The 20,175-nt window shown below is 72.6% G+C and carries 20 protein-coding genes and 1 pseudogene; 6 read left to right on the top strand and 15 right to left on the bottom strand.

The window, feature by feature from the left end; all coding sequences use genetic code 11:
* Window positions 1–16: 16 nt before the first annotated feature.
* Window positions 17–517: pseudogene (locus A6A25_RS26705) on the top strand (aldo/keto reductase); the annotation flags it as partial.
* A gap of 81 nt (window positions 518–598) precedes the next feature.
* Window positions 599–2,641 carry an acyltransferase family protein gene (locus tag A6A25_RS26700; RefSeq protein WP_241828930.1) on the top strand — a complete coding sequence of 681 codons (2,043 nt, stop codon included), beginning with the start codon at window positions 599–601 and terminating at the stop codon, window positions 2,639–2,641.
* A gap of 4 nt (window positions 2,642–2,645) precedes the next feature.
* On the opposite strand, the gene whiA is transcribed toward A6A25_RS26700, so the two are convergent.
* The 7 genes from whiA to A6A25_RS26665 form a co-directional block, all read right to left on the bottom strand.
* The gene (whiA, locus tag A6A25_RS26695) at window positions 2,646–3,632 is read right to left on the bottom strand and encodes a DNA-binding protein WhiA (RefSeq protein ID WP_053721404.1); all 987 of its coding nucleotides are present in this window, start codon (window positions 3,630–3,632) and stop codon (window positions 2,646–2,648) included.
* Window positions 3,623–4,654: a gluconeogenesis factor YvcK family protein gene (locus A6A25_RS26690; protein WP_073894616.1), complete on the bottom strand. Its 1,032-nt coding sequence runs from the start codon at window positions 4,652–4,654 to the stop codon at window positions 3,623–3,625. The genes whiA and A6A25_RS26690 overlap by 10 nt, the downstream gene beginning before the upstream one ends.
* Entirely contained in the window at window positions 4,651–5,508 is an 858-nt protein-coding gene (gene rapZ / locus A6A25_RS26685; protein WP_073894770.1) for an RNase adapter RapZ, read from the bottom strand. Before rapZ ends, A6A25_RS26690 begins: the two co-directional genes overlap by 4 nt.
* Window positions 5,509–5,549: 41 nt before the next feature.
* Window positions 5,550–7,538, bottom strand: coding sequence for an excinuclease ABC subunit UvrC (uvrC, locus tag A6A25_RS26680; protein WP_073894614.1), 1,989 nt, complete (start codon window positions 7,536–7,538; stop codon window positions 5,550–5,552).
* A gap of 112 nt (window positions 7,539–7,650) precedes the next feature.
* Window positions 7,651–8,121, bottom strand: coding sequence for a Rieske (2Fe-2S) protein (locus A6A25_RS26675; protein WP_083668706.1), 471 nt, complete (start codon window positions 8,119–8,121; stop codon window positions 7,651–7,653).
* 105 nt (window positions 8,122–8,226) lie between these two features.
* Window positions 8,227–8,637 carry a Rieske (2Fe-2S) protein gene (locus A6A25_RS26670; RefSeq protein ID WP_073894612.1) on the bottom strand — a complete coding sequence of 137 codons (411 nt, stop codon included), beginning with the start codon at window positions 8,635–8,637 and terminating at the stop codon, window positions 8,227–8,229.
* Between the two features lie 176 nt (window positions 8,638–8,813).
* Window positions 8,814–9,305 (bottom strand): hypothetical protein, encoded by a 492-nt coding sequence (locus A6A25_RS26665; RefSeq protein ID WP_073894610.1) that lies wholly within the window; start codon window positions 9,303–9,305, stop codon window positions 8,814–8,816.
* Between the two features lie 334 nt (window positions 9,306–9,639).
* On the opposite strand from A6A25_RS26665, the gene A6A25_RS26660 reads away from it, so the two are divergent.
* Genes A6A25_RS26660 through A6A25_RS26650 form a run of 3 tightly spaced genes read left to right on the top strand, consistent with a single transcriptional unit; the run spans window position 9,640 to window position 12,624 of the window.
* Entirely contained in the window at window positions 9,640–11,136 is a 1,497-nt protein-coding gene (locus A6A25_RS26660) for a helix-turn-helix domain-containing protein (protein ID WP_241828929.1), read from the top strand.
* Between the two features lie 2 nt (window positions 11,137–11,138).
* A complete protein-coding gene (locus tag A6A25_RS26655; protein WP_073894764.1) occupies window positions 11,139–11,621 on the top strand; it encodes a hypothetical protein in 483 nt (160 codons plus the stop codon).
* A 40-nt stretch (window positions 11,622–11,661) separates the two neighbouring features.
* On the top strand, window positions 11,662–12,624 hold the full coding sequence (locus A6A25_RS26650; protein WP_073894607.1) for a helix-turn-helix transcriptional regulator: 963 nt from the start codon (window positions 11,662–11,664) through the stop codon (window positions 12,622–12,624).
* On the opposite strand, the gene A6A25_RS26645 is transcribed toward A6A25_RS26650, so the two are convergent.
* The 8 genes from A6A25_RS26645 to rpe all read right to left on the bottom strand — a co-directional run bounded on the left by A6A25_RS26645 (window position 12,621) and on the right by rpe (window position 19,349).
* On the bottom strand, window positions 12,621–13,268 hold the full coding sequence (locus A6A25_RS26645) for a DUF7919 family protein (protein WP_073894605.1): 648 nt from the start codon (window positions 13,266–13,268) through the stop codon (window positions 12,621–12,623). The two genes, A6A25_RS26650 and A6A25_RS26645, sit on opposite strands and share 4 nt — an antisense overlap.
* A gap of 13 nt (window positions 13,269–13,281) precedes the next feature.
* Complete coding sequence (locus tag A6A25_RS26640) at window positions 13,282–14,619, bottom strand: M28 family peptidase (protein WP_073894603.1); 1,338 nt, start codon at window positions 14,617–14,619, stop codon at window positions 13,282–13,284.
* Between the two features lie 246 nt (window positions 14,620–14,865).
* Window positions 14,866–15,291: a PH domain-containing protein gene (locus A6A25_RS26635; protein ID WP_073894761.1), complete on the bottom strand. Its 426-nt coding sequence runs from the start codon at window positions 15,289–15,291 to the stop codon at window positions 14,866–14,868.
* A 20-nt stretch (window positions 15,292–15,311) separates the two neighbouring features.
* Window positions 15,312–15,791: a 6,7-dimethyl-8-ribityllumazine synthase gene (ribH, locus tag A6A25_RS26630; protein ID WP_073894601.1), complete on the bottom strand. Its 480-nt coding sequence runs from the start codon at window positions 15,789–15,791 to the stop codon at window positions 15,312–15,314.
* The gene (locus tag A6A25_RS26625; protein WP_073894599.1) at window positions 15,788–17,056 is read right to left on the bottom strand and encodes a bifunctional 3,4-dihydroxy-2-butanone-4-phosphate synthase/GTP cyclohydrolase II; all 1,269 of its coding nucleotides are present in this window, start codon (window positions 17,054–17,056) and stop codon (window positions 15,788–15,790) included. The genes ribH and A6A25_RS26625 overlap by 4 nt, the downstream gene beginning before the upstream one ends.
* Window positions 17,053–17,679 (bottom strand): riboflavin synthase, encoded by a 627-nt coding sequence (locus A6A25_RS26620; protein ID WP_073894597.1) that lies wholly within the window; start codon window positions 17,677–17,679, stop codon window positions 17,053–17,055. The genes A6A25_RS26625 and A6A25_RS26620 overlap by 4 nt, the downstream gene beginning before the upstream one ends.
* Window positions 17,680–17,688: 9 nt before the next feature.
* Window positions 17,689–18,684, bottom strand: a complete 996-nt coding sequence (gene ribD, locus A6A25_RS26615; protein WP_073894758.1) for a bifunctional diaminohydroxyphosphoribosylaminopyrimidine deaminase/5-amino-6-(5-phosphoribosylamino)uracil reductase RibD — start codon at window positions 18,682–18,684, stop codon at window positions 17,689–17,691.
* 14 nt (window positions 18,685–18,698) lie between these two features.
* Window positions 18,699–19,349 (bottom strand): ribulose-phosphate 3-epimerase, encoded by a 651-nt coding sequence (rpe, locus tag A6A25_RS26610; RefSeq protein WP_073894755.1) that lies wholly within the window; start codon window positions 19,347–19,349, stop codon window positions 18,699–18,701.
* Window positions 19,350–19,468: 119 nt separating this feature from the next.
* Between rpe and A6A25_RS26605 the strand changes: the two genes are divergently transcribed.
* Window positions 19,469–20,158 carry an SDR family NAD(P)-dependent oxidoreductase gene (locus A6A25_RS26605; RefSeq protein ID WP_073894595.1) on the top strand — a complete coding sequence of 230 codons (690 nt, stop codon included), beginning with the start codon at window positions 19,469–19,471 and terminating at the stop codon, window positions 20,156–20,158.
* Window positions 20,159–20,175: the final 17 nt, after the last annotated feature.

Below are 20,175 nucleotides of genomic sequence, written 5' to 3'. Positions count from 1 at the left end.
GTGGAAGGCCGAGGGCCGCATCCGGTACCTCGGCGTCACCCACCACGTACCCGCCTACTACCCGATCGTGGAGCAGTTCGTCCGGGACGCCGACCTGGACTTCGTGCAGATCGGCTACTCGATCCGCAACCGCGCCGCCGAGGACCGCCTGCTGCCGCTCGCCGCCGACCGGGGCACGGCGGTCCTGGTCAACATGCCGCTGGAGAAGGCGAGGCTGCACGACCTGGTGCGGGACCGCCCGCTGCCGTCCTTCGCCGCCGACTTCGGCGCCCGCACGTGGGCCCAGTTCTTCCTGAAGTACGTGCTGGCGCACCCGGCGGTGACGTGCGCACTGCCCGCGACCACCAACCCGGACCACGTGGACGACAACCTGCAAGCCATGGTCGGCGCCCTGCCGGACCAGCGGACGCGGCAGCGGATGGTGCGGCACATGGAGTCGATCCCGGGCTTCGCCGACGTGCTGGGCAAGCCGTGGTACCCGGGCAAGAAGTTCGACGGGATCGTCACACTGCCCTGAACGGAGGGCGTCGATCGTTACACGGTCGGGTTAAGCTGCGCCGCTTTTTCCTGCGACTTGTGGCGGTGCGTAGTGGCGTTGGTGACCGATGAACCGTCGCTCGCACCCGACCGCGCCGTCGACCGCCCCACCGTCCGGCTCGACATCCAGGGCCTGCGGGCGTTGGCGGTCGGCCTGGTCGTGGTGTACCACCTGCGCCCCGAGTGGCTGCCGGGTGGTTTCGTCGGCGTCGACGTCTTCTTCGTGCTGTCGGGCTTCCTGATCATCGGCACGCTCACCGGCGAGCTCCGGCGCACCGGACGGGTGGGGCTGCTCGACTTCTACGCGCGGCGCATCCGCAGGCTCTTGCCCGCCGCCACCGTCGTGCTGCTGGCCGTCACGGCGGTGGTGTTCGCGCTGCTGCCCGAGTCGCGGTGGCCGAACGTGCTGCGGGAGGTCGCGTTCTCCGCGGTCAACGCGCAGAACTGGCTGCTGGCCGTGCTGTCGAACGACTACGGGCACGCGACTGTCGGCGCATCACCGGTGCAGCACTTCTGGTCGCTGGCCGTGGAGGAGCAGTTCTACCTGGTCATCCCGCTGGTGCTGCTGGCCGCGGCCGTCCTGGCGGCACGGCGGGGCGGCGGGCCGGTGCGGTACGCCGCGGTCGCGGTCGGCCTCGTCACGGTCGCGTCGTTCGCGTTCTCGGTCTGGTACACGCCGGTCGACCCGGGCGCGGCGTACTTCGTCACGCCGACCCGGATGTGGGAGCTGGGGATCGGTGGCCTGGCCGCGATGGTCCTGCACCGGTTGCGGCTCTCGGCGACGGCACGCCTGCTGCTGGCGTGGGGCGGCCTGGCCGCGGTGCTGGCGAGCGCGTTCTGGTTCACCACCTCCATGGCGTTCCCGGGCTGGATCGCGGCGCTGCCGACGGTCGGCACGGCCGCCGTGCTGGTCGCCCGCGACGACTCGCTGGCCCGCGTGCTCGGCGTGCGTCCGCTGACCTACGTCGGTGACGTCTCCTACAGCCTGTACCTGTGGCACTGGCCGGTGATCGTGTTCCTGCTGGAGGTGACCGGGCGCGAGTCGCTGGAGCGGTACGAGGTGGTGGCCGCCGCCGCGGCGAGCCTGATGCTGGCGGCGCTGTCCAAGCACTTCGTCGAGGACCCGTTCCGGCGGCGCAAGCCCGTTCGCCGGCGCACCACGTACGGGATCGGCGCGGTGATGGTCGCGGTGACCGTGGCGGTCTCCTCAGGCGGCTGGGCGTCGGCGAAGTCGACGCTGGCCGCGTTGCGCGACCAGCCGGTGGCGGTCGGCGACCACCCCGGCGCGCTGGCCCTCGACCCGGCCCGTCGGGTCGCCGTGCCGACCGGTGTCCCGCTCGCGCCCCCGCCCGCCGTGGCCGGTGAGGACCGGCCGCGCGAGGACTGCGTCATCCGTGACCTGGGCGACGGGCTCACGTCGTGCGTGTTCGGCGATCCCTGGGCCGCGAAGACCGCGGTCGTCGTCGGCGACTCGCACGCCGGGCAGTTCAGCACCGTCCTGGCCGAGTTCGCGCGACGTGGCGGCGGCCAGTGGCAGGTGCACCTGATGGTGCGCAACGGCTGCCCGTTCTCGACCGTGCCGCCGGCGGAGGCGGGCACCCCGCTGACCGTGTGCTCCGACGAGAACCTGAAGAAGCTCGACCACATCCTCGACCTGGCGCCCGACCTGGTGGTCACCGCCGCCATGTCGCCGGAGTCCTACCTCGCGGACCTCAAGTGGACGTGGGAGTCGACGGACCACATGGTCGACGGCTACCGCACCGTGCTCACCGCCCTGGCCGACGCCGCGATCCCGGTCGCCGTGATCCGCGAACTGCCCCGGCCGGGCCGCCCGGCGGTGGCCTGCCTGGAACGCCACCCCGACGACCCGGCCGCCTGCGACACACCGCGGGCCCAGGCCGTCGGCTCGGCGACCGACCCGCTGGCCGACGCCGCGACCGGGCTGCCGGGCGTGCGGCTGGTCGACCTCACCGACTGGATCTGCCGCGCCGACACCTGCCCGGCCGTGGTGGGCAACGTCGTCGTCTACCGCGACAACCACCTCACCGACACCTACGTGCGGTCCCTGGCCGACCCGCTCGTCGCCGCCCTGGGTCTGCCCTAGACGGTCAGACCTCGGCGTCGAGCATGTCCGCGGTCACCGCGGACTCGGTGTCGGGCATGCCCAGTTCCTTCGCCCGCTTGTCGGCCATCGCCAGCAGGCGGCGGATGCGGCCCGCGACGGCGTCCTTGGTCATCTGCGGGTCGGACAGCTGGCCCAGCTCCTCCAGCGACGCCTGCCGGTGCGCCAGGCGCAGCGCGCCCGCGGCGGCCAGGTGGTCGGGTGCCTCGGCGCCCAGGATCTCCAGCGCCCGCTGCACCCTGGCGGCGGCGGCGACCGCGGCACGGGCCGAGCGGCGCAGGTTGGCGTCGTCGAAGTTCGCCAGGCGGTTCGCCGTGGCGCGGACCTCGCGGCGCATCCGGCGCTCCTCCCAGGCCAGCACGCTGTCGTGCGCGCCGAGCCTGGTCAGCATCGCGCCGATGGCGTCGCCATCCCTTATCACCACGCGCTCAGCGCCGCGCACCTCGCGCGACTTCGAGCCGATGCCCATCCTCCGCGCCGCGCCGACCAGCGCCAACGCCGCCTCGGGCCCCGGGCAGGTCACCTCCATGGACGACGACCGGCCCGGTTCGGTCAGCGAGCCGTGCGCCAGGAACGCGCCGCGCCACGCCGCCTCCGCGTCGCACACCCCACCCGACACGACCGGCGCGGGCAGGCCGCGCACCGGGCGCCCGCGCGGGTCCAGCAGACCCGTCTGCCTGGCCAGCCCCTCGCCGTCCTTCACCACGCGCACCACGAACCTGGTGCCCTTGCGCAGCCCGCTGGACGTGATGGTGAACACGTCCGACTGGTGCCCGTACAGCTCGTGGATCTCCCGCCGCAGCCGGCGCGCCGTGGAACCCAGGTCCAGCTCCGCCTCCACGACCACCCGGCCGCCCACGATGTGCAGGCCGCCCGCGAACCGCAGGAGCGAGGCCACCTCCGCGCGGCGGCAGCAGGTCTTGGAGACGGCCAGCCTGCTCAGCTCGTCCTTCACCGCCGACGTCATCGCCACGGCGCCTCGCCTCCCCTGCTCGTCCGTTGTTCCTGGAGGGTTGTACTCGACGCCCCGGTGGTCCCGTCACCAGGGCCTGCCAACGCCCGGGTGATGCTCAGCGCCAGCGCTGCCGGGTCGTGCCGGTCCGGCGCGCCGGTCACCGCGATGGGTGCCAGGTGCGCGGCAGCGCCGAGAGCTGCGGCGGCCCTGCGCAGCCGGTCCGGCACGGGCACCGCGTCGACGTCCGCGATCACCGCGTCCACCCTCAGCGCGGGCGCGTGGGCGCACAGCACGTCCAGGTGCAGCTCCGGCGAGAAGCCGTCGGTTTCCCCCGGTTGGGGGACGAGGTTGAGCACGACGACCTTCCGCGCCGAGGTGCGCACCAACGCGTCGTGCAGCTCGGGCACGAGCAGGTGCGGCAGCACGCTGGTGAACCACGAGCCCGGCCCGAGCAGCACGACGTCCGCCGCCAGCACCGCCTCGACCGCCTGCGGGCAGCCGCGCGGCGCCTCACCCGGACCGCCCGGCCCGTGGAGGCGGATCCGCTGCACCCGGCCCGGCGTGGTGGCGATCGCGACCTGGCCCCGGATGCGGCGCACCACGTCGGCGTCGTCGTCCAGCCCGGTCACGTCGGCCTCGATCGACAACGGCTCGGTGCACATCGGCAGCACGCGGCCGCGCACGCCGAGCAGCCTGCCCGCCTCCTCCAGCACCGCCACCGGGTCGCCGAGCTGCTCCAGCAGGCCCGCCAGCACCAGGTTGCCGACGGCGTGCCCGGCGAGCGCGCCCGTGCCGCCGAACCGGTGCTGGAACAGCTGCGACCACAACGCGCTCGACTCGTCCGACCCGGCCAGCGCCACCATGGCCTTGCGCAGGTCACCGGGCGGGAGCAGGCCCAGCTCGCGGCGCAGCCGGCCCGAGGAGCCGCCGTCGTCCGCGACCGTCACCACGGCCGTCACGTCGTCGGTCACCCGGCGCAGGGCGGTGAGCGTGGCGTGCAGCCCGTGCCCACCGCCCAGCGCGACCGCTCTGAAGCTCACTCGCGTCCCAGGTCCCGGTGCACGACCTTGACCGCCATGCCGTCCTCGCTGGCCAACCGGCCCGCCAGCTCCTCGGAGATGGCCACGCTGCGGTGCTTGCCGCCGGTGCAGCCGACCGCCAGCGTCAGGTACCGCTTGCCCTCGCGCCGGTAGCCGGCGCCGATGAGCCGCAGCAGCTCGTGGTAGCGGTCCAGGAACTCCTCCGCGCCCTCTTGCGTGAGCACGTAGTTGCGCACGTCGCCGTCCAGGCCGGTCTGCTCGCGCAGCTCCGGGATCCAGAACGGGTTCGGCAGGAACCGCACGTCCATGACCAGGTCGGCGTCCATCGGCAGGCCGTACTTGTAGCCGAACGACAGCACCGTGACGCGGGTGCGGGTCGCCGACTCGGTGCCGAAGGTGTCCTCGATCTTGGCCCGCAGCTGGTGCACGGACAGCCCGGAGGTGTCCAGCACCAGGTCGGCCTCCTCGCGCAGCGGCGTGAGCAGGATCCGCTCGGCCTCGATGCCGTCGGCCAGCCTGCCGTCCGCCTGCAGCGGGTGACCGCGCCGCACCGACTCGAACCGCCGGATCAGCACGTCGTCGGTGGCCTCCAGGAACAGCACCTTCGGCTTGTAGCCGCGCGCGTCCAGGTCCTTGATGACCGCCGCCAGGTCCTCGGTGAACGCACGGCTGCGCACGTCCATCACCACCGCGACCCTGGTGATGGCACCCCTGGCCTGCGCGCCGAGCTCCACCATGGTCGCGATCAGCTCGGGCGGCAGGTTGTCCACCACGAACCAGCCCAGGTCCTCCAGGCACTTCGCGGCCGTGCTGCGGCCCGCCCCGGACAGGCCCGTCACCACCGCGACTTCGATGCCGGACTTCTCGCCGGCCGGTGCGCTCACTAGTACTCCCGTTAGTGTTCGACTACTGGCTCAGCCGCCCGCAGTCCGGTCTTCGACTCCGTCGATGGCACTTCGGTACCGGCCGCGCCCAACGTCGCGTGCACGGCCTCAGCGGTGCGCCGGCCCACTCCGGGCACCACGCTGATCTCCTCGATGCTCGCCTCGCGCAACTTCTTCAGCGAGCCGAAGTGCTTCAACAACGCCGCCTTGCGCGTCTGCCCCAGGCCGGGCACGTCGTCCAGCGCCGACGTCGTCATCCGCTTGGACCGCTTCTGCCGGTGGTAGGCGATCGCGAACCGGTGCGCCTCGTCGCGCACCCGTTGCAGCAGGTACAGGGCCTCGCTGGTGCGGGGCAGGATCACCGGGTCCGGTTCGCCGGGCACCCACACCTCCTCCAGCCGCTTCGCCAGGCCGATCACCGCGACGTCGGTGATGCCCAGTTCCGCCAAGACGTCGGAGGCTACCTGCGCCTGCGGCGCGCCGCCGTCCACCACCAGCAGGTTCGGCGCGTACGCGAACTTGCGCGGCTTGCCCGTCTCCGGGTCGATGCCGGGCGTCGGACCGGCGTCGCCTTTGTTGTCACGCAGGTAGGCCTGGAACCGCCGCCGCACCACCTCGGCGATCGAACCGACGTCGCCCTGCTCGGCGCCTTCCCGCACGGCGAACCGGCGGTACTCGGACTTGCGCGCCAGACCGTCCTCGAACACCACCAGCGACGCCACCACGTCCGTGCCCTGCACGTGGCTGATGTCGGTGCACTCGATGCGCAGCGGCGCGGTGTCCAGGCCCAACGCCTCCTGCAGCTCCTGCAGCGCCGCCGACCGGGCCGTCAGGTCGCCCGCGCGACGCAGCTTGTGCTGCTGGAACGCCTCCTTGGCGTTGCGCTCCACCGTCTCCATGAGCGCCCGCTTGTCACCGCGCTGCGGCACCCGCAACGCGACCTTGCCGCCGCGCAGGCCCGCGAGCCACTTCTCCACCGCCTCGGCGTCCTCGGGCAGTTCCGGCACCAGCACCTCGCGCGGCACCGGCGCCGACTCCACCCCACTGGCCTGGGCCGACTCGACCTGCTCGCCGTAGAACTGGGTGACGAACTGGTCCACCAGGCCCGTCACACCGGTCTCGTCCACCTTGTCGACCACCCAGCCGCGCTGGCCGCGCACCCGGCCGCCGCGCACGTGGAAGACCTGGACCGACACCTCCAGGTCGTCCTGCGCGAACGCGACCACGTCGGCGTCCGTGCCGTCGCCGAGGACCACGGCCTGCTTCTCCAGGGCCCGCTTGAGGGCCGCCTGGTCGTCGCGCAGGCGGGCGGCCTTCTCGAACTCCAGCTCCTCGGCGGCGGCCGTCATCTCGCGTTCCAGCCGGCGCACCATCGAGTCGGTCTTGCCGGCCAGGAAGTCGCAGAAGTCCTCCACGATGTCGCGGTGCTCGTCCGCGCTGACCCGGCCCACGCACGGCGCCGAGCACTTGTCGATGTAGCCGAGCAGGCACGGGCGGCCGATCTGGCCGTGGCGCTTGAACACGCCCGCCGAGCAGGTGCGCGCCGGGAAGACGCGCAGCAGCAGGTCCAGCGTCTCGCGGATCGCCCAGGCGTGCGCGTACGGGCCGAAGTAGCGCACGCCCTTGCGGCGCGGGCCCCGGTAGACGTGCAGGCGGGGGAACTCCTCGTTCAACGTCACCGCGAGGACCGGGTACGACTTGTCGTCGCGGTAGCGGACGTTGAACCGCGGGTCGAACTCCTTGATCCAGTTGTACTCGAGCTGGAGGGCCTCCACCTCGGTCCCGACAACGGTCCACTCGACGCTCGCGGCGGTGGTCACCATCTGCCGGATGCGCGGGTGCAGGCCGGCGATGTCGGCGAAGTACGAGTTCAGCCGTTGGCGCAGGCTCTTGGCCTTGCCGACGTACACCACGCGGCCGCCCGCGTCGCGGAACTTGTACACGCCGGGTGCTTCGGGGATGGTGCCTGTCGCAGGGCGATAGGTCGACGGATCGGCCACACGCAAAGCGTACGTGGAGCCACCGACAAGCCGGCCGAGACCGACCCCGCGCCGGGTCGGCCCGGTCTGCTACCGGCCCCGGCCGGATCGGGTGATCCGGCCGAGCGCGCCCTCAGGCGGGCACGACCTGGCCCGCCTGCACCTTCACCGGCACCTCCGTCAGGCCCGTGGTGGCCGGGCCCTTCGTCACCGTGCCGTCCGCGGCGTTGAACGTGCTGCCGTGGTTCGGGCACGTGATCACGCCGTTCTCCGGCGGCGACACCGCGGTGCCCTGGTGCGGGCACGAGGCGTCGTAGGCCTTGACCGTCTCGCCGGTGCGCACCAGCACGAGCGGCTTGCTGTTGGCCGGGTTGCCGGCGATCAGGCCGCCGCCGTCGGGCACGTCGGCCAGCGCCGCGATGATCGGCGGCCCGCCCGGGGTGGTGGCGCCGCCCGGCGTCGACGCGCCGCCGGTCGCGGTTCCGGTGCCGGTGGGGGTCGACCCGCTGCTGCACGCGGCCAAGCCGCCCGGGACCGCCAGCGCGACCAGCACGCCGCACATCATCGAGCGACGGGACAGCCCGGTCTTCTCCGTTGAACTCAAAGCAGGTCCTCCGCTATGTCCGTGGTGGGTGGTCGTTCGGCCACACAGGCAATACGACACCACGTGAAGCGGGGTTCAACACCCCAGCCCTTGGGACGGGATTTTTCAGGAAAGCACCACGTCCGGCCCGGACACCGTCACCGCGACCTCCGCCAACCCCCGCGGTGACGGGCCGGACAGCACCGCGCCGGTCGTCGGGTCGAACGCGCTGCGGTGCGTGGGACAGCTGATCGTGCCGCCGGCGGGCGGGTTCACCGTCGTGCCCTGGTGCGGACAGGCCGGGTGGAACGCCCGCACCTCCGACTCCGACGGCCTGACCAGCAACAACTGGCCGTCGCCGCCGACATCGACCAACGCGCCGGACCCCACCGGGACGTCGGCGAGCCCGGCCACCCGGTCACCCGCACGGGCCGAGCCGACGCCGGGCCGACGCGTCGGCGCACCCGTGCCGCAGCCAGCCAGGGGCGCGGAGGCGGTCAGGGCGAGCAGTCCGCACAGCAGCGTCCGTCGGTCCACCCGCCCATCTTCGCCTAGGGCCGCGACCGGCAGCCTTCGCCCCGTGTTCCGCCGGTCGGACGGTGGATCGGGGTGCCGGCCCCACGTCCTCATCCTGGTCGGACGGGGGGCGTGGGGCCGGTGCCGCGAGGCGCCCCGCCGAGCGCCGGAAGAGGTGGAGGTTGCCGGTCGCGGCACTACTGGTCCTTGGCCACCGCCGTGCGGGCCAGCGCCAGCACCGCCGTGAACGGCGGGAACCAGTGCCGCGAGTGCGACGGCGGGTTCGCCCACCTCAGCGACCCGTACCGGGTCATCGTGGGCGGCAGCGCGATGCGCTGCGGCGAGCGGACGAACTGGACCTCGGCGGGCGCCTTCAAATGCGTGGGCAGCAGGGCGACCAACTCGGCGAGGAAGATCCAGTGCTCCCGCGGGCCCGGGATGACGGTGACCGGGCCGGCGAGCATCCGGGCCTTGAGGTCGGCCAGCACGCGCGAGCCGATGCGGGCGGGCATGGCCAGGGCGGTGGTGGCGGGGCCGAGCGGCAGGAACACGCCCTGCTCGGTCACCGACACCTTCCAGCCCAGCAGCCGGTAACCGGCGATCGCCTCACCGAGTGCCTGCTGGTGCGCGCGGTCGCGTGGCCCGTAGCGAGGGCCGTTGTCTGCGGTGGTGGCGGCGGTGATGCTCATCGGCGGAGGTCCCTCCCCGGTCGGGTGGAGTGGGCGGTGTGCGCGGGCCGCGGGGTCGACCCGGCACTGGCACACCACGCAGCGTCCGGCCGATCGAGACGTTCCACCACACCGTTATCGGGTCGGATCCATGCACCGCGCGGATCCGGCTCATCCGCCACTCGGCGTCACCCGGTCCCCAACCAGGGGCCTACCCCGCCTTATGCACGAAATGCATGGACTCCTGATCACACCTCTATACACTGTTGAGCACGCTCAGTGACGGGAGCGAGCCATGGAACGGAAAGCTCGAAGAGCAGCCAGTACCAGGCGCGCATGCCCGACGTGCGGGGCGTTGATCGCCGCCGACAACACCGACCGGCTCTGCCAGCGTTGTCGCCGCAACGCGCGGACCGAGCTCTACGGACCACCCGAGGTACCCGCGGACTTCTGGGACCACCAGGCGATGGCTGCCGCGTTCGCCGACCGGAACATGGGTGCCCTCCTCGCCGCCTACCGGCACCACCCCCAGCACGTCAGCCGCGTCACCCAAGACCGCCTGGCGTCCTGGCTGGGGATCTCCCAGGCGCAGCTCTCGCGGTACGAGACCGGTGACAACCCGATCGACCGGATCGACCGCCTGCGCCACTTCGCGCGGGTGCTCGGCATCCCGGCCGACCGGCTCTGGTTCGACCGCGTCGGAATCCCAAGCCAGGCGGACGCCGATCGCGGCGCCCCGCCCGATGTGCTCGCCGCGGCGTGGGACGCGTCGAGCATTGCCAGATCGGTCGAGGAGACGGCGAGGAACGACTTGGCGATCAGCAGACGAGCGGCGCTCACCGGAGCCGCCGCGGTGGCGATGGGTCCCGCACTGGTCGAACCGTTGCAGCGGTGGTTGCACCCCCTGCAGCCCCTGTCCAAGTGGTCGTCCAGCGCGGCGATCAGCGAGGAGGAACTGGCGGCGTTGCAGCGCGTCGCCGACGGGCTGCGCGGGTGGGGCGGCCGGGGCGGGTACGGGTTGGCGCGCAAGGCGGTGCTCGGGCAGTTGGAGGAGCTGGCCGAGCGGCTGTCCCGCGCGCCGGCGGGCCCGACCACGGAACGAGCCTTCTTCATCGGGGCCGAGCTGTCCAAGGTCGCGGCGAGCATGTCGTGGGACGCGGGCATGCACGACGCCGCGCAGCGGTACTACGTGCTCGGGGTGCGGATGGCGAAGGCGGGCCGCAACGACCCGTTCGCGGCCCTGTGCCTGGCGGCGATGGCCAGGCAGATGTTCGACCTGGGCAGGCCCGAGGACGGTTTAGAGCTGGTCCAGCTGGGCCAGTACGGCACGAGGCGCAACGCCACCCCGACGTTGCAGGCGCTCCTGCTGACCCGGGAGGCGTGGGCGTACGCCCAGATGGGTCGGGTGCGGGAGTTCCACCGGGCGGTCGGGCAGGCGCAGGACAGCTTCGCGCAGCGGCGGCCCGGTTCGGACCCGTGGTGGCTGGACTCGTTCGACGAGGCGGAGCTGGAAGGGGTCATCGGCGCCCGGATGCGCGACCTGGCCGGGCACGACCCGAAGCAGGCGCCGCTGGCCGAGGCGCACATCCGGCGGGCGCTCGACCTGCGCGACCCGGCGAGGGTGCGCAACCGGGCGTTCGACGTCATCGGGTTGGCCCGCACGAAGATGGTGGCGGGTGAGCCCGAGGAGGCGTGCGGGCTGATCCAGCAGGTGCTGCCGACGGCGGCGGGCCTGGCGTCCGGGCGGGTCGTGCGCAAGCTGCAGGACTTCGCCAAGGAGGCCGAGCGGCACCGCGACCTGGCCGTCGTGCGCGACACCCGTGAGGCGATCCGCGGGGTTCGGACGGCCTAGTGATGCGGGTGGGGATCACCGGGCACAGCAATCTGGTGCCCGAATGCGTCGACGTCGTGCGGGAGGGCATCCGCGCGGCGTTGGAGGCCGAGGCGGCGGGCGGGTCATCCCTGGTCGGGGTGACCTGCCTGGCGCCGGGCGCGGACCAGCTGTTCGCGCGGGTGGTGCTCGACCTGGGTGGCCGGGTCGAGGTCGTGCTGCCCGCGATGGACTACCGGGAGAAGCTGAAACCGGAGAAGCGGCCCGCCTACGACGAGCTGCTCGCGCGGGCGCACGTGGTCAGCGTGCTGCCGAACGAGCTGTCCGGGCGGCACGCCTACGTGATGGCGAACGAGCGGATGCTCGCGTCGGTGGAGCTGCTCATCGCGGTGTGGGACGGGCAGCCGCCGGACGGGCGCGGCGGCACGGCGGACGTCGTGGAGACCGCGCGGGCGTCGGGCGTGCCGGTGGTGGTCGTGTGGCCGGACGGTGCCCGCCGCGAATAGAGGACAGGAGTCGTCCGCGATAGCCGGCAGACTTCGGCGCATGCTGGAAACCTCGGCCCGTCTGCTCAAGCTGCTGTCGTTGTTGCAGGTGCGTCGCGACTGGACCGGTTCGGACCTCGCGCGGCGGCTCGGCGTGGACGTGCGGACCGTGCGGCGCGACGTCGACAAGCTGCGCAACCTCGGCTACCCGGTGAACGCGTCGCCGGGCGTGTCCGGCGGCTACCAGCTGGGCGCGGGCGCCGAGCTGCCGCCGCTGCTGCTGGACGACGACGAGGCCGTGGCGGTCGCCGTCGGGTTGCGGACGGCGGCCAACGGCAGCGTGGTGGGCATCGAGGAGACGTCCGTGCGCGCCCTGGCCAAGCTGGAGCAGGTGCTGCCGTCCCGGCTGCGGCGGCGGGTGAACGCGCTGCAGGCCCACACCGTGGCGCTGCCGACGACGCGCGGCACGCAGGTGGACGCGGGCACGTTGACCGCGATCGCCGGCGCGTGCCGCGACCACCAGCGGCTGCGGTTCGGGTACGCGGGACGTGACGGTGGCACGAAGCGGCACGTCGAGCCGCTGGGCCTGGCCCACACCGGGCGGCGGTGGTACCTGGTGGCGTGGGACGTGGACAAGGCGGACTGGCGCACGTTCCGGGTGGACCGGATCGAGGAGGAGCCGACGCTCGGCGCCCGGTTCACCCCGCGCGAGCCACCGGCCGACGACCTGGCGTCGTACGTGTCGCGGCAGCTGTCCGTCGCGCCGTACCCGCACGAGGTCCGGCTGATCATGCACGCGCCGCACGACGTGATCGCGGCCCGCACCTCGGCAGGCTCGGCGCACCTGGAGCGGATCGACGACGACCGGACCAGGCTGACCGTCGGCGTACCGGTGCTGGACGAGGTCGGGCTGTGGGTCGCGATGATCGGCGTCGACTTCGAGGTGGAAGGCCCGGAGGAGCTCAAGCACCACCTCCGGGCCACTGCCGAGCGGCTGCTGCGGGCCGCCGGCGACGCGCGTTAGACCCGCAGGAGGACCCGGCGTTCCCGGTCGGAGTGCCCCACGACCACCGCGTCGACCGGCACGTGGAACGCGACGTGCTCGCGGTTCTCGCCGACCCCGTCGGGCCCGTACAGGTCGTTCGGGACGAAGGCGTCCACGTCGGGGTGGTCGGGCAGGTCGAACCACAGACCCGTGACGTGGTAGCTGTGGATCTCGCCGCGCAGGGGCGTGCCGACGGACAGCGACCGCTTGGTCTCCTCCCAGGCGCCGGCACTGGCCTCGGCTCGTGCGAGCACCGCCCGGACGAACACCGCCGGCGGCCGGTAGTGGTGCCGCACGACGTAGTGGTGGACCAGGTTCGGCGCCGCGTAGACGACGCCGGTGCCCGGGACGTCGATCTCGGCGCTGCCCAACGTGACCTCTTCGTCCCCGTCCGGCTCGGACACCGGGTACGCGGCACCCGGCCCGCACAGCCGGCACGGGTGCCACCCGCGCGTGACGCGGACCCGGTGGAACCGGACCAGCGCCGACAGGGCCTCGGCGAAGCCGGGTTCGGGTTCGCCCACCTCGAACCGCGACTCCGGACCGAGCCAGCCGACGTTGACCACCGGCCCGGTCACCTCTGGCGAGTACGCGTAGGGCGTGAGGTCCTCGTACGTCGTCATGGCGTCCCGTCGTTCAGCCGCGTGTGCAGGCCAGACGGTAGGCGGCGGCGCCGATCAGCTCCAGCGAGATCTGCAGCCGGTCCGGGCTCACGTTCTGCGCGATCGTGTCCTCGGGCGTGTGGTAGAGCGGTTCCAGCTGGTGCGGGCCGCCCTCGCCGCGCCAGCTGAAGTTCGCCGCGGCGATCTTGCGCTCGTGGAACGGCACGTGGTCGCTGCTGCCGCGCGGCACCGGGCCGTGCACCTGGGCGCCGTAGCCGAGGCGGGCGGCCGCGGCGGCGACCTCGGCGGTGGTGGCGTTGTCACCGCCGTCCACCGAGAGCAGCCAGTACGCGGTCGCGGGGCCGTGGCTGGTGGCGACCATGTCGTTCTGGAACACGCCCGCGATCCGGGCCGCGTCCGCGTCGGCCAGCTGGTTGACGTAGTAGCGGGAGCCGAGCAGGCCCTGCTCCTCCGAACCCCACAGCGCGAACCGCAGCGCCTTGTGCGTCGGCAGGTGGCGCAGCACGCGGGCCAGTTCGAGGGTCAGCACCGTGCCGCTGCCGTCGTCGTTCGCGCCGGGCGAGCCGGGCACGCTGTCGTAGTGCGCGGTCACCATGACCACGCCGTCGTCGCGGCCGGGGAACGTCGCGGGCCGGTCGGCGATGACGTTGTACGAGGTCAGGCCGGCGAGGTGGGTGGTGGACACGGTCACCGTGACGGCGCCGGCCGCCCGCAGCCGCTCCACGTGCACCTGGGCGATGCCCAGCACCGGCACGGCGACGTTCGCGGTCAGCGTCGGGGAGAACGCGCTGGTCTTGCCCGCGGGCGGCGTCGAGACGCGGCCGACCAGCACCGCCGCGGCGCCCAGCCGGGCCGCGTCCAGCACCGCCGTGGAGCCGGTAGGCACGTTGACCAGCAGCGCGACCTTGCCCGTGAGGTCGGCGGGCAGGGACGCGCCGTTGTCCAGGTCCACCACGGGGCCGGTGGCCGTGACGCCGAGGGCGCCGAAGCGGGACGCGCCCGCGTTCCACTTGTCGGTGCCGACGGTGAGCGTGGACAGGTACTTGTCCGGCACGGTGAACGGCTGCAGCGTCACCTGGTAGCGCAGGTCGCGCAGCACGGAGGCGAGGTAGTCGCGGGCGCGGTGCTCGGACTCCGTGCCGCCGATGCGCTGGCCGATCCGCTCGCTGAGCACCCGCAGGTGCTCCATCGCCTTGCGCGCCCGCACCCGGCCCACCACCGGGTAGTCGCCGAGGAGCAAGTCGGGCACGTCGGACGCGCCGGGCCGCTGTGCCCGTGCCGCCGGGTTCAAGCCGAGCGTCACGGCGCCCGCCACGGCCGCGGCACCGGTCAGGAAGGAACGTCTGCGCATGTGCGGACCCCCAAGCTCGTAGATCACCCGAACCTAGGCAGGGGTCCCGACCCCTACAAGAGTGCCGTTGGGGGACACCGGTCCCCCAACGGCACCACGACGATCGGCGCTGACGCCGCACACCCTCACCGGCTACGCGCGAACGGTGAACTCAGGGGTCCTGAGCGTTCGACACTCGCGTTCCGAGTGTTCAACTCGGGTGTTCCGAACGTAGGACACTCGCGTTCCGAACGTAGGACTCGCGCGCTAGTGGGTGGCGGAGCGGTGCAGGTCGCGCAGGGCGCGGACGGCGGCCACGGCGTGGTCGCGGTCCACCGCCTGGACGGCCATGATCGACACGTACTCGTCGTCCGGCAGCTCCAGGCGGGCCCACGAGGCGCCGTCCGGGAACGACACGTGCAGCACCTGCTGCCAGGTGAACCGGTGCGCCGTCACCACGTTGCGCACCTCCACGCCCTCGGCGTCGGCCCGCACCCGCGGCCGGGTCAGCAACAACATGCCGCACGCCAGCAGCACACCCAGGCACACCATCGCCACCTGGTCGGACACCCGGAAGATCACGCCGGTCGGCGTGTCACCCAACAACAACCCGACCACGGTGAACACCGCGACCAGGAACACCGCGCTCGCCCACGCGACCACGCGGATCCTCTTCGGCCGGAACTCGACCATCTCGGCAGCCACGGCGGTCCTCACGAGCCCGCTCGCAGCCCGCGCAGCACGAGCGCCGTCTCCAGCGCCGCCACGCACGCCTCGAAACCCTTGTCCTCCACCGAGTCCGGGAACCCGGCGCGGGCCAACGCCTGGTCCTCGTCGTTGGTGGTCAGCACGCCGTTGCCGACCGGCGTCGAGGAGTCCAGCGCGACCCTGGTCAGCCCGGCGGTCACGGCGTCGCACACGTACTCGAAGTGCGGGGTGCCGCCCCGGATCACCACGCCCAACGCCACCACGGCGTCGTGCGTGCGGGCCAGTTCCTGCGCCACCACCGGCAGCTCCACCGCGCCCGCGACCCGCACCACCGTCGGCGACGCGACACCGGCCTTCGCCGCCGCGGCCAGCGCCCGCTCGACCAGGTTGTCGGTGATCTTGGTGTGCCAGCGCGTGGCCACGACGCCCAGCGTCAGGCCCGCCGCGTCGGGGACGACGTCCTCCGGTCGTCCTTCGCCGCTCATTCCGCTCCCTCCGTGGTGGACACCACCGCGCCGCCCTGCGACAGCGCCTCGTACTGCTCGAGCTGGTGCAGCTCGTGCCCCATCCGGTCGCGCTTGGTGCGCAGGTACCGCAGGTTCTCCGGGTTGGGCGAGATCGGCAGCGGCACCCGGTCCAGCACGGTGAGGCCGTAGCCCTCCAGCCCGACCCGCTTGGCCGGGTTGTTGGTCAGCAACCGCATCGACTTGATGCCCAGCGAGCACAGGATCTGCGCGCCGGTGCCGTAGTCGCGCGCGTCGGCGGGCAGCCCCAGCCCCAGGTTCGCGTCCACCGTGTCGGCGCCGCGGTCCTGCAACTGGTACGCCTGCAGCTTGTGCATCAGGCCGATGCCGCGGCCCTCGTGCCCGCGCATGTAGAGCACGACGCCACGCCCCTGCGCGGCCACCGCCTCCAGCGCCGCGTCCAGCTGCGGGCCGCAGTCGCAGCGCAGCGAGCCGAACACGTCACCGGTCAGGCACTCCGAGTGCACCCGGACCAGCACGTCCTCGCCGTCGCCCAGGTCGCCGTAGACCATCGCGATGTGCTCGATGCCGTCGAGCTTGCTGTCGTAGCCGACCGCGGTGAACGTGCCGTGCGCGGTCGGGATGCGCGCCTCGGCGACCCGCTCGACCTGGGTCTCCTTCCGCCGCCGGTAGGCGATCAGGTCGGCGATGGTGATCAGCACCAGGTCGTGCTTGCGGACGAACAGCTCCAGGTCGTCGCGCCGGGCCATGGTGCCGTCGGCGTTGGCGATCTCGCAGATCGCGCCCGCCGGGCGCAGGCCCGCCATCCGGGCCAGGTCGACCGCCGCCTCGGTGTGGCCCGCGCGCCGCAGCACGCCGCCCTCCTTGGCCCGCAGCGGGAACACGTGCCCGGGGCGCACGATGTCGTGGGAGGTCGTCGCGGGATCGGCCAGCAACCGGATCGTGCGCGCGCGGTCGGCGGCGGAAATACCGGTGGTGACGCCTTCACGGGCGTCGACCGACACGGTGAACGCCGTACCCATCCGCTCGGTGTTGTTCCCGACCATCAGGTCGATGCCCAACCGGTCCAGCGCCTCGGGCTCCATCGGCGTGCACAGCAGGCCGCGGCACTCGGCCATGGTGAACGCCACCAGCTCCGGCGTGGCCTTCTCCGCCGCGAAGATCAGGTCGCCCTCGTTCTCGCGGTCCTCGTCGTCCACGACGACGACGGGCCTGCCCGCGGCGATCTCCGCGATGGCCCGCTCGATGTCGGCGAAGTCGTTCACCGGGCCTCCTCGGCGCGCAGGTGGGTGCCCTGGAGATGAGGTGCGGCGAGCCGCTCGACGTACTTCGCGAGCACGTCCACCTCCAGGTTGACGTGGTCGCCCGGCACGCGCCGACCGAGGGTGGTGAGCTCCAACGTGGTCGGGATGAGGCTCACCGAGAACTGGTTCTCCGAAGCCTCCACCACGGTCAGCGACACGCCGTCCACGGTGATCGAGCCCTTCTCCACCACGTACCGGGCCAGGCCCGGCGGCAGTCCGATGTGGACGATCTCCCAGTGCTCGGCCTTCTCCCGCGCCAGCACCACACCGGTGCCGTCCACGTGGCCCTGCACGATGTGACCGCCCAGGCGCTGGCCGACGGCGGCGGCGCGCTCCAGGTTGACCTTGTCGCCCTCGGCGACCTTGGCCAGGCTGCTGCGGGTCAGCGTCTCGCGCATCACGTCCGCGGTGAACGCGCCGTCCACGACGTCCACCACGGTGAGGCACACGCCGTTGACCGCGATCGAATCGCCGTGCTTCGCGTCGCTGGTCACCAACGGGCCCGCGATGGTGACGCGGGCCGCGTCCGGCAGGTCCGCGACGGCGACGACCTCACCCAACTCCTCGACGATCCCGGTGAACACCGTTCCTCCTCAACGCGCGGGGACTGCGGAAACCCGCACGTCCGGCCCGCACATACTGACCTGCTCCACGACCAACCCCACAGCGTCGGTGACGGTCGACACCCCCGCGTCCCGCAAGGCCTGCGGACCGTCGCCCAGGAACTTCGGGGCGAGGTAGGCGAGCACCCGGTCGACGCGGCCGGCCGCCGTGAACGCACCCGCCAGGGTAGGCCCGCCCTCCAGCAGCACGTCGACCACGCCCCGCGCGGCCAGCGCGCCGAGCACGACGTCCGGGTCGTGCGTCCGCAGGTGCATCGTCTCCGCCTCGTCGTCCAGCACACGGGCACCCGGCGGCAGGTCGCTCATCCCGACGACGACCCGCAGCGGCTGCCTGACCCCATCCTGCCCCGGACGCGCCGTCCGCGCGGTCAATCTCGGGTCATCGGTGCGGACCGTCCCGGTGCCCACCACGATCGCGTCCACCCGCGCCCGGAACTCGTGCACCTCCGCCCGCGACTCCGGCGAGCTGATCCACCGGCTGCTGCCGTCACCAGCCGCGACCCGCCCGTCCAGGCTGGCCGCGAACTTCCAGGTCACGTGCGGTCGCCCGGTCCGCGCGTAGTGCAACCACGCCCGCAACACCCCCCGCTCCACGACCTCCGCCGACAGCCCGCCCTCGACCCGGACCCCGGCCGCCCTCAACACCTCGGCCCCACCGGCCGCCTTCGGATTCGGATCCGCCACCGCGAACACCACCCGCGCCACCCCGGCCTCGATCAACGCCCCGGTGCACGGCGGCGTCCGCCCGTGGTGCGAACACGGCTCCAACGTCACCACGGCCGTGCCACCCCTGGCCGCCGGACCGGCTTCCGCCAACGCCACCACCTCGGCGTGCGCCCCACCGGGCGGCCGGGTAGCCCCCTCGCCCACCACCCGCCCACCGGCGTCCAAGATCACACAGCCCACCGGCGGGTTCGGGCTGGTCGTACCGCTCACCCGCGCACTCGCCGCGACGGCCAGCGCCATCGCCTCGTCCACGTTCACCGGACGCGCGCCGCCTGCTCGCGCAGCCGCTCCAGCGCGACACCGGGATCCGCCGCGTCGTACACCGCCGACCCGGCCACGAAGCAGTCGACCCCGGCCTCCGCCGCCTGCTCGATCGTGTCCGCGTTGATCCCACCGTCGATCTCGACGACCAACCTGAGGTGCCCGGTGTCCACCAACCGCCGTGCCTCCCGCACCTTGTCCAGCACCTCGGCCATGAACGACTGCCCGCCGAACCCCGGCTCCACCGACATGACCAGCAACGTGTCGTAGTGCTTCAGCACGTCCACGTACGGCTCCAACGGCGTCCCCGGCTTCAGCGACAACCCGGCCTTCGCCCCCGCCGCCCTCAGGTTCTTCGCCAACGCCACGGGGTCACCCGCCGCCTCCACGTGCACCGTGACGTTGTAGGCGCCGGCCTCCGCGTACCCGATGGCCCAGCGATCCGGGTCCTCGATCATCAGGTGGCAGTCCAGCGGCAGGTCGGTCGCCTTGCGCAGGGACTTCACCACCGGCAGCCCGATGGTCAGGTTGGGCACGAAGTGCGCGTCCATGACGTCCACGTGCAGCCAGTCGGCCGACGACACGGCGGCGGCCTCGTCGGCGAGTCGGGCGAAATCGGCGGACAGGATGCTCGGGGCGATCATCGGCTGGTGGACCACGGCTGCCGAGTCTAGGCTTCCCCGATTGCCCGGACCTGCACGGGAGTCCTATTTCACCCGACACTTTTCCGACTACTCACGCGGGTAGTTCCCCAGCCGGTGTGGTGGCCATTACGTTCGTCACCGGGGGCAGCAACTGGGGAGCACTGGGGATGAATGCCGAATTCCGCCACAAGATCGCCCTGATCACCGGGGCCTGTTCACCGCTCGGCGCCGAGGTGGTCGAGTCACTGGCCGGCCAGGGCGCGCTCGTCGTCGCCGTCGACAGCGACGGCGCGAGACTGGCCGACCTGGTCGAACGCCTCCACGCACAGGGCCTGCGCATCGCGGGCAGGCAGATCGACGTCACCTCGAGCGCCGCCGTGGACGCCCTCGTCGACCAGGTGGAACGGGAGTTCGGCCAGATCGACGGCCTCGTTGCCATGGCCGGCGCACTGCGCCCCGGCCCAGCCCTCTCGATCACCGACGACGACTGGTCACACAGCTTCGCCGTCAACGTCGACGGCGTGTTCAACATCTCCCGAGCCGTCGCCACCAGAATGGTCGCCCGGACCAGGGGCACGATCATCATGGTCCCCGCCCACGCCGTCGCCGTGCCGAGATCAGGCATCGCCGCCTACGCAGCGTCACGCGCAGCCGCCATCGCCTACACGGAGTGCCTAGCTGTTGAAGTAGCACCCAGGGGCGTCCACTGCACCGTAGTAGCGCCGACCGACGTCCACCGCGTCGCCGACGAAGTCAGATTCCTCCTCGCCGACACCACCTCACCGACCAACACCGCCGTCGGCGCCTAACACCCATTCATCCGACA

The sequence above is a fragment of the Saccharothrix sp. CB00851 genome, assembly GCF_001905065.1.
GTDB lineage: Bacteria > Actinomycetota > Actinomycetes > Mycobacteriales > Pseudonocardiaceae > Actinosynnema.
Note: the sequence above shows the minus strand (reverse complement) of the source record. Positions and strands in the feature narration are given on the sequence as shown.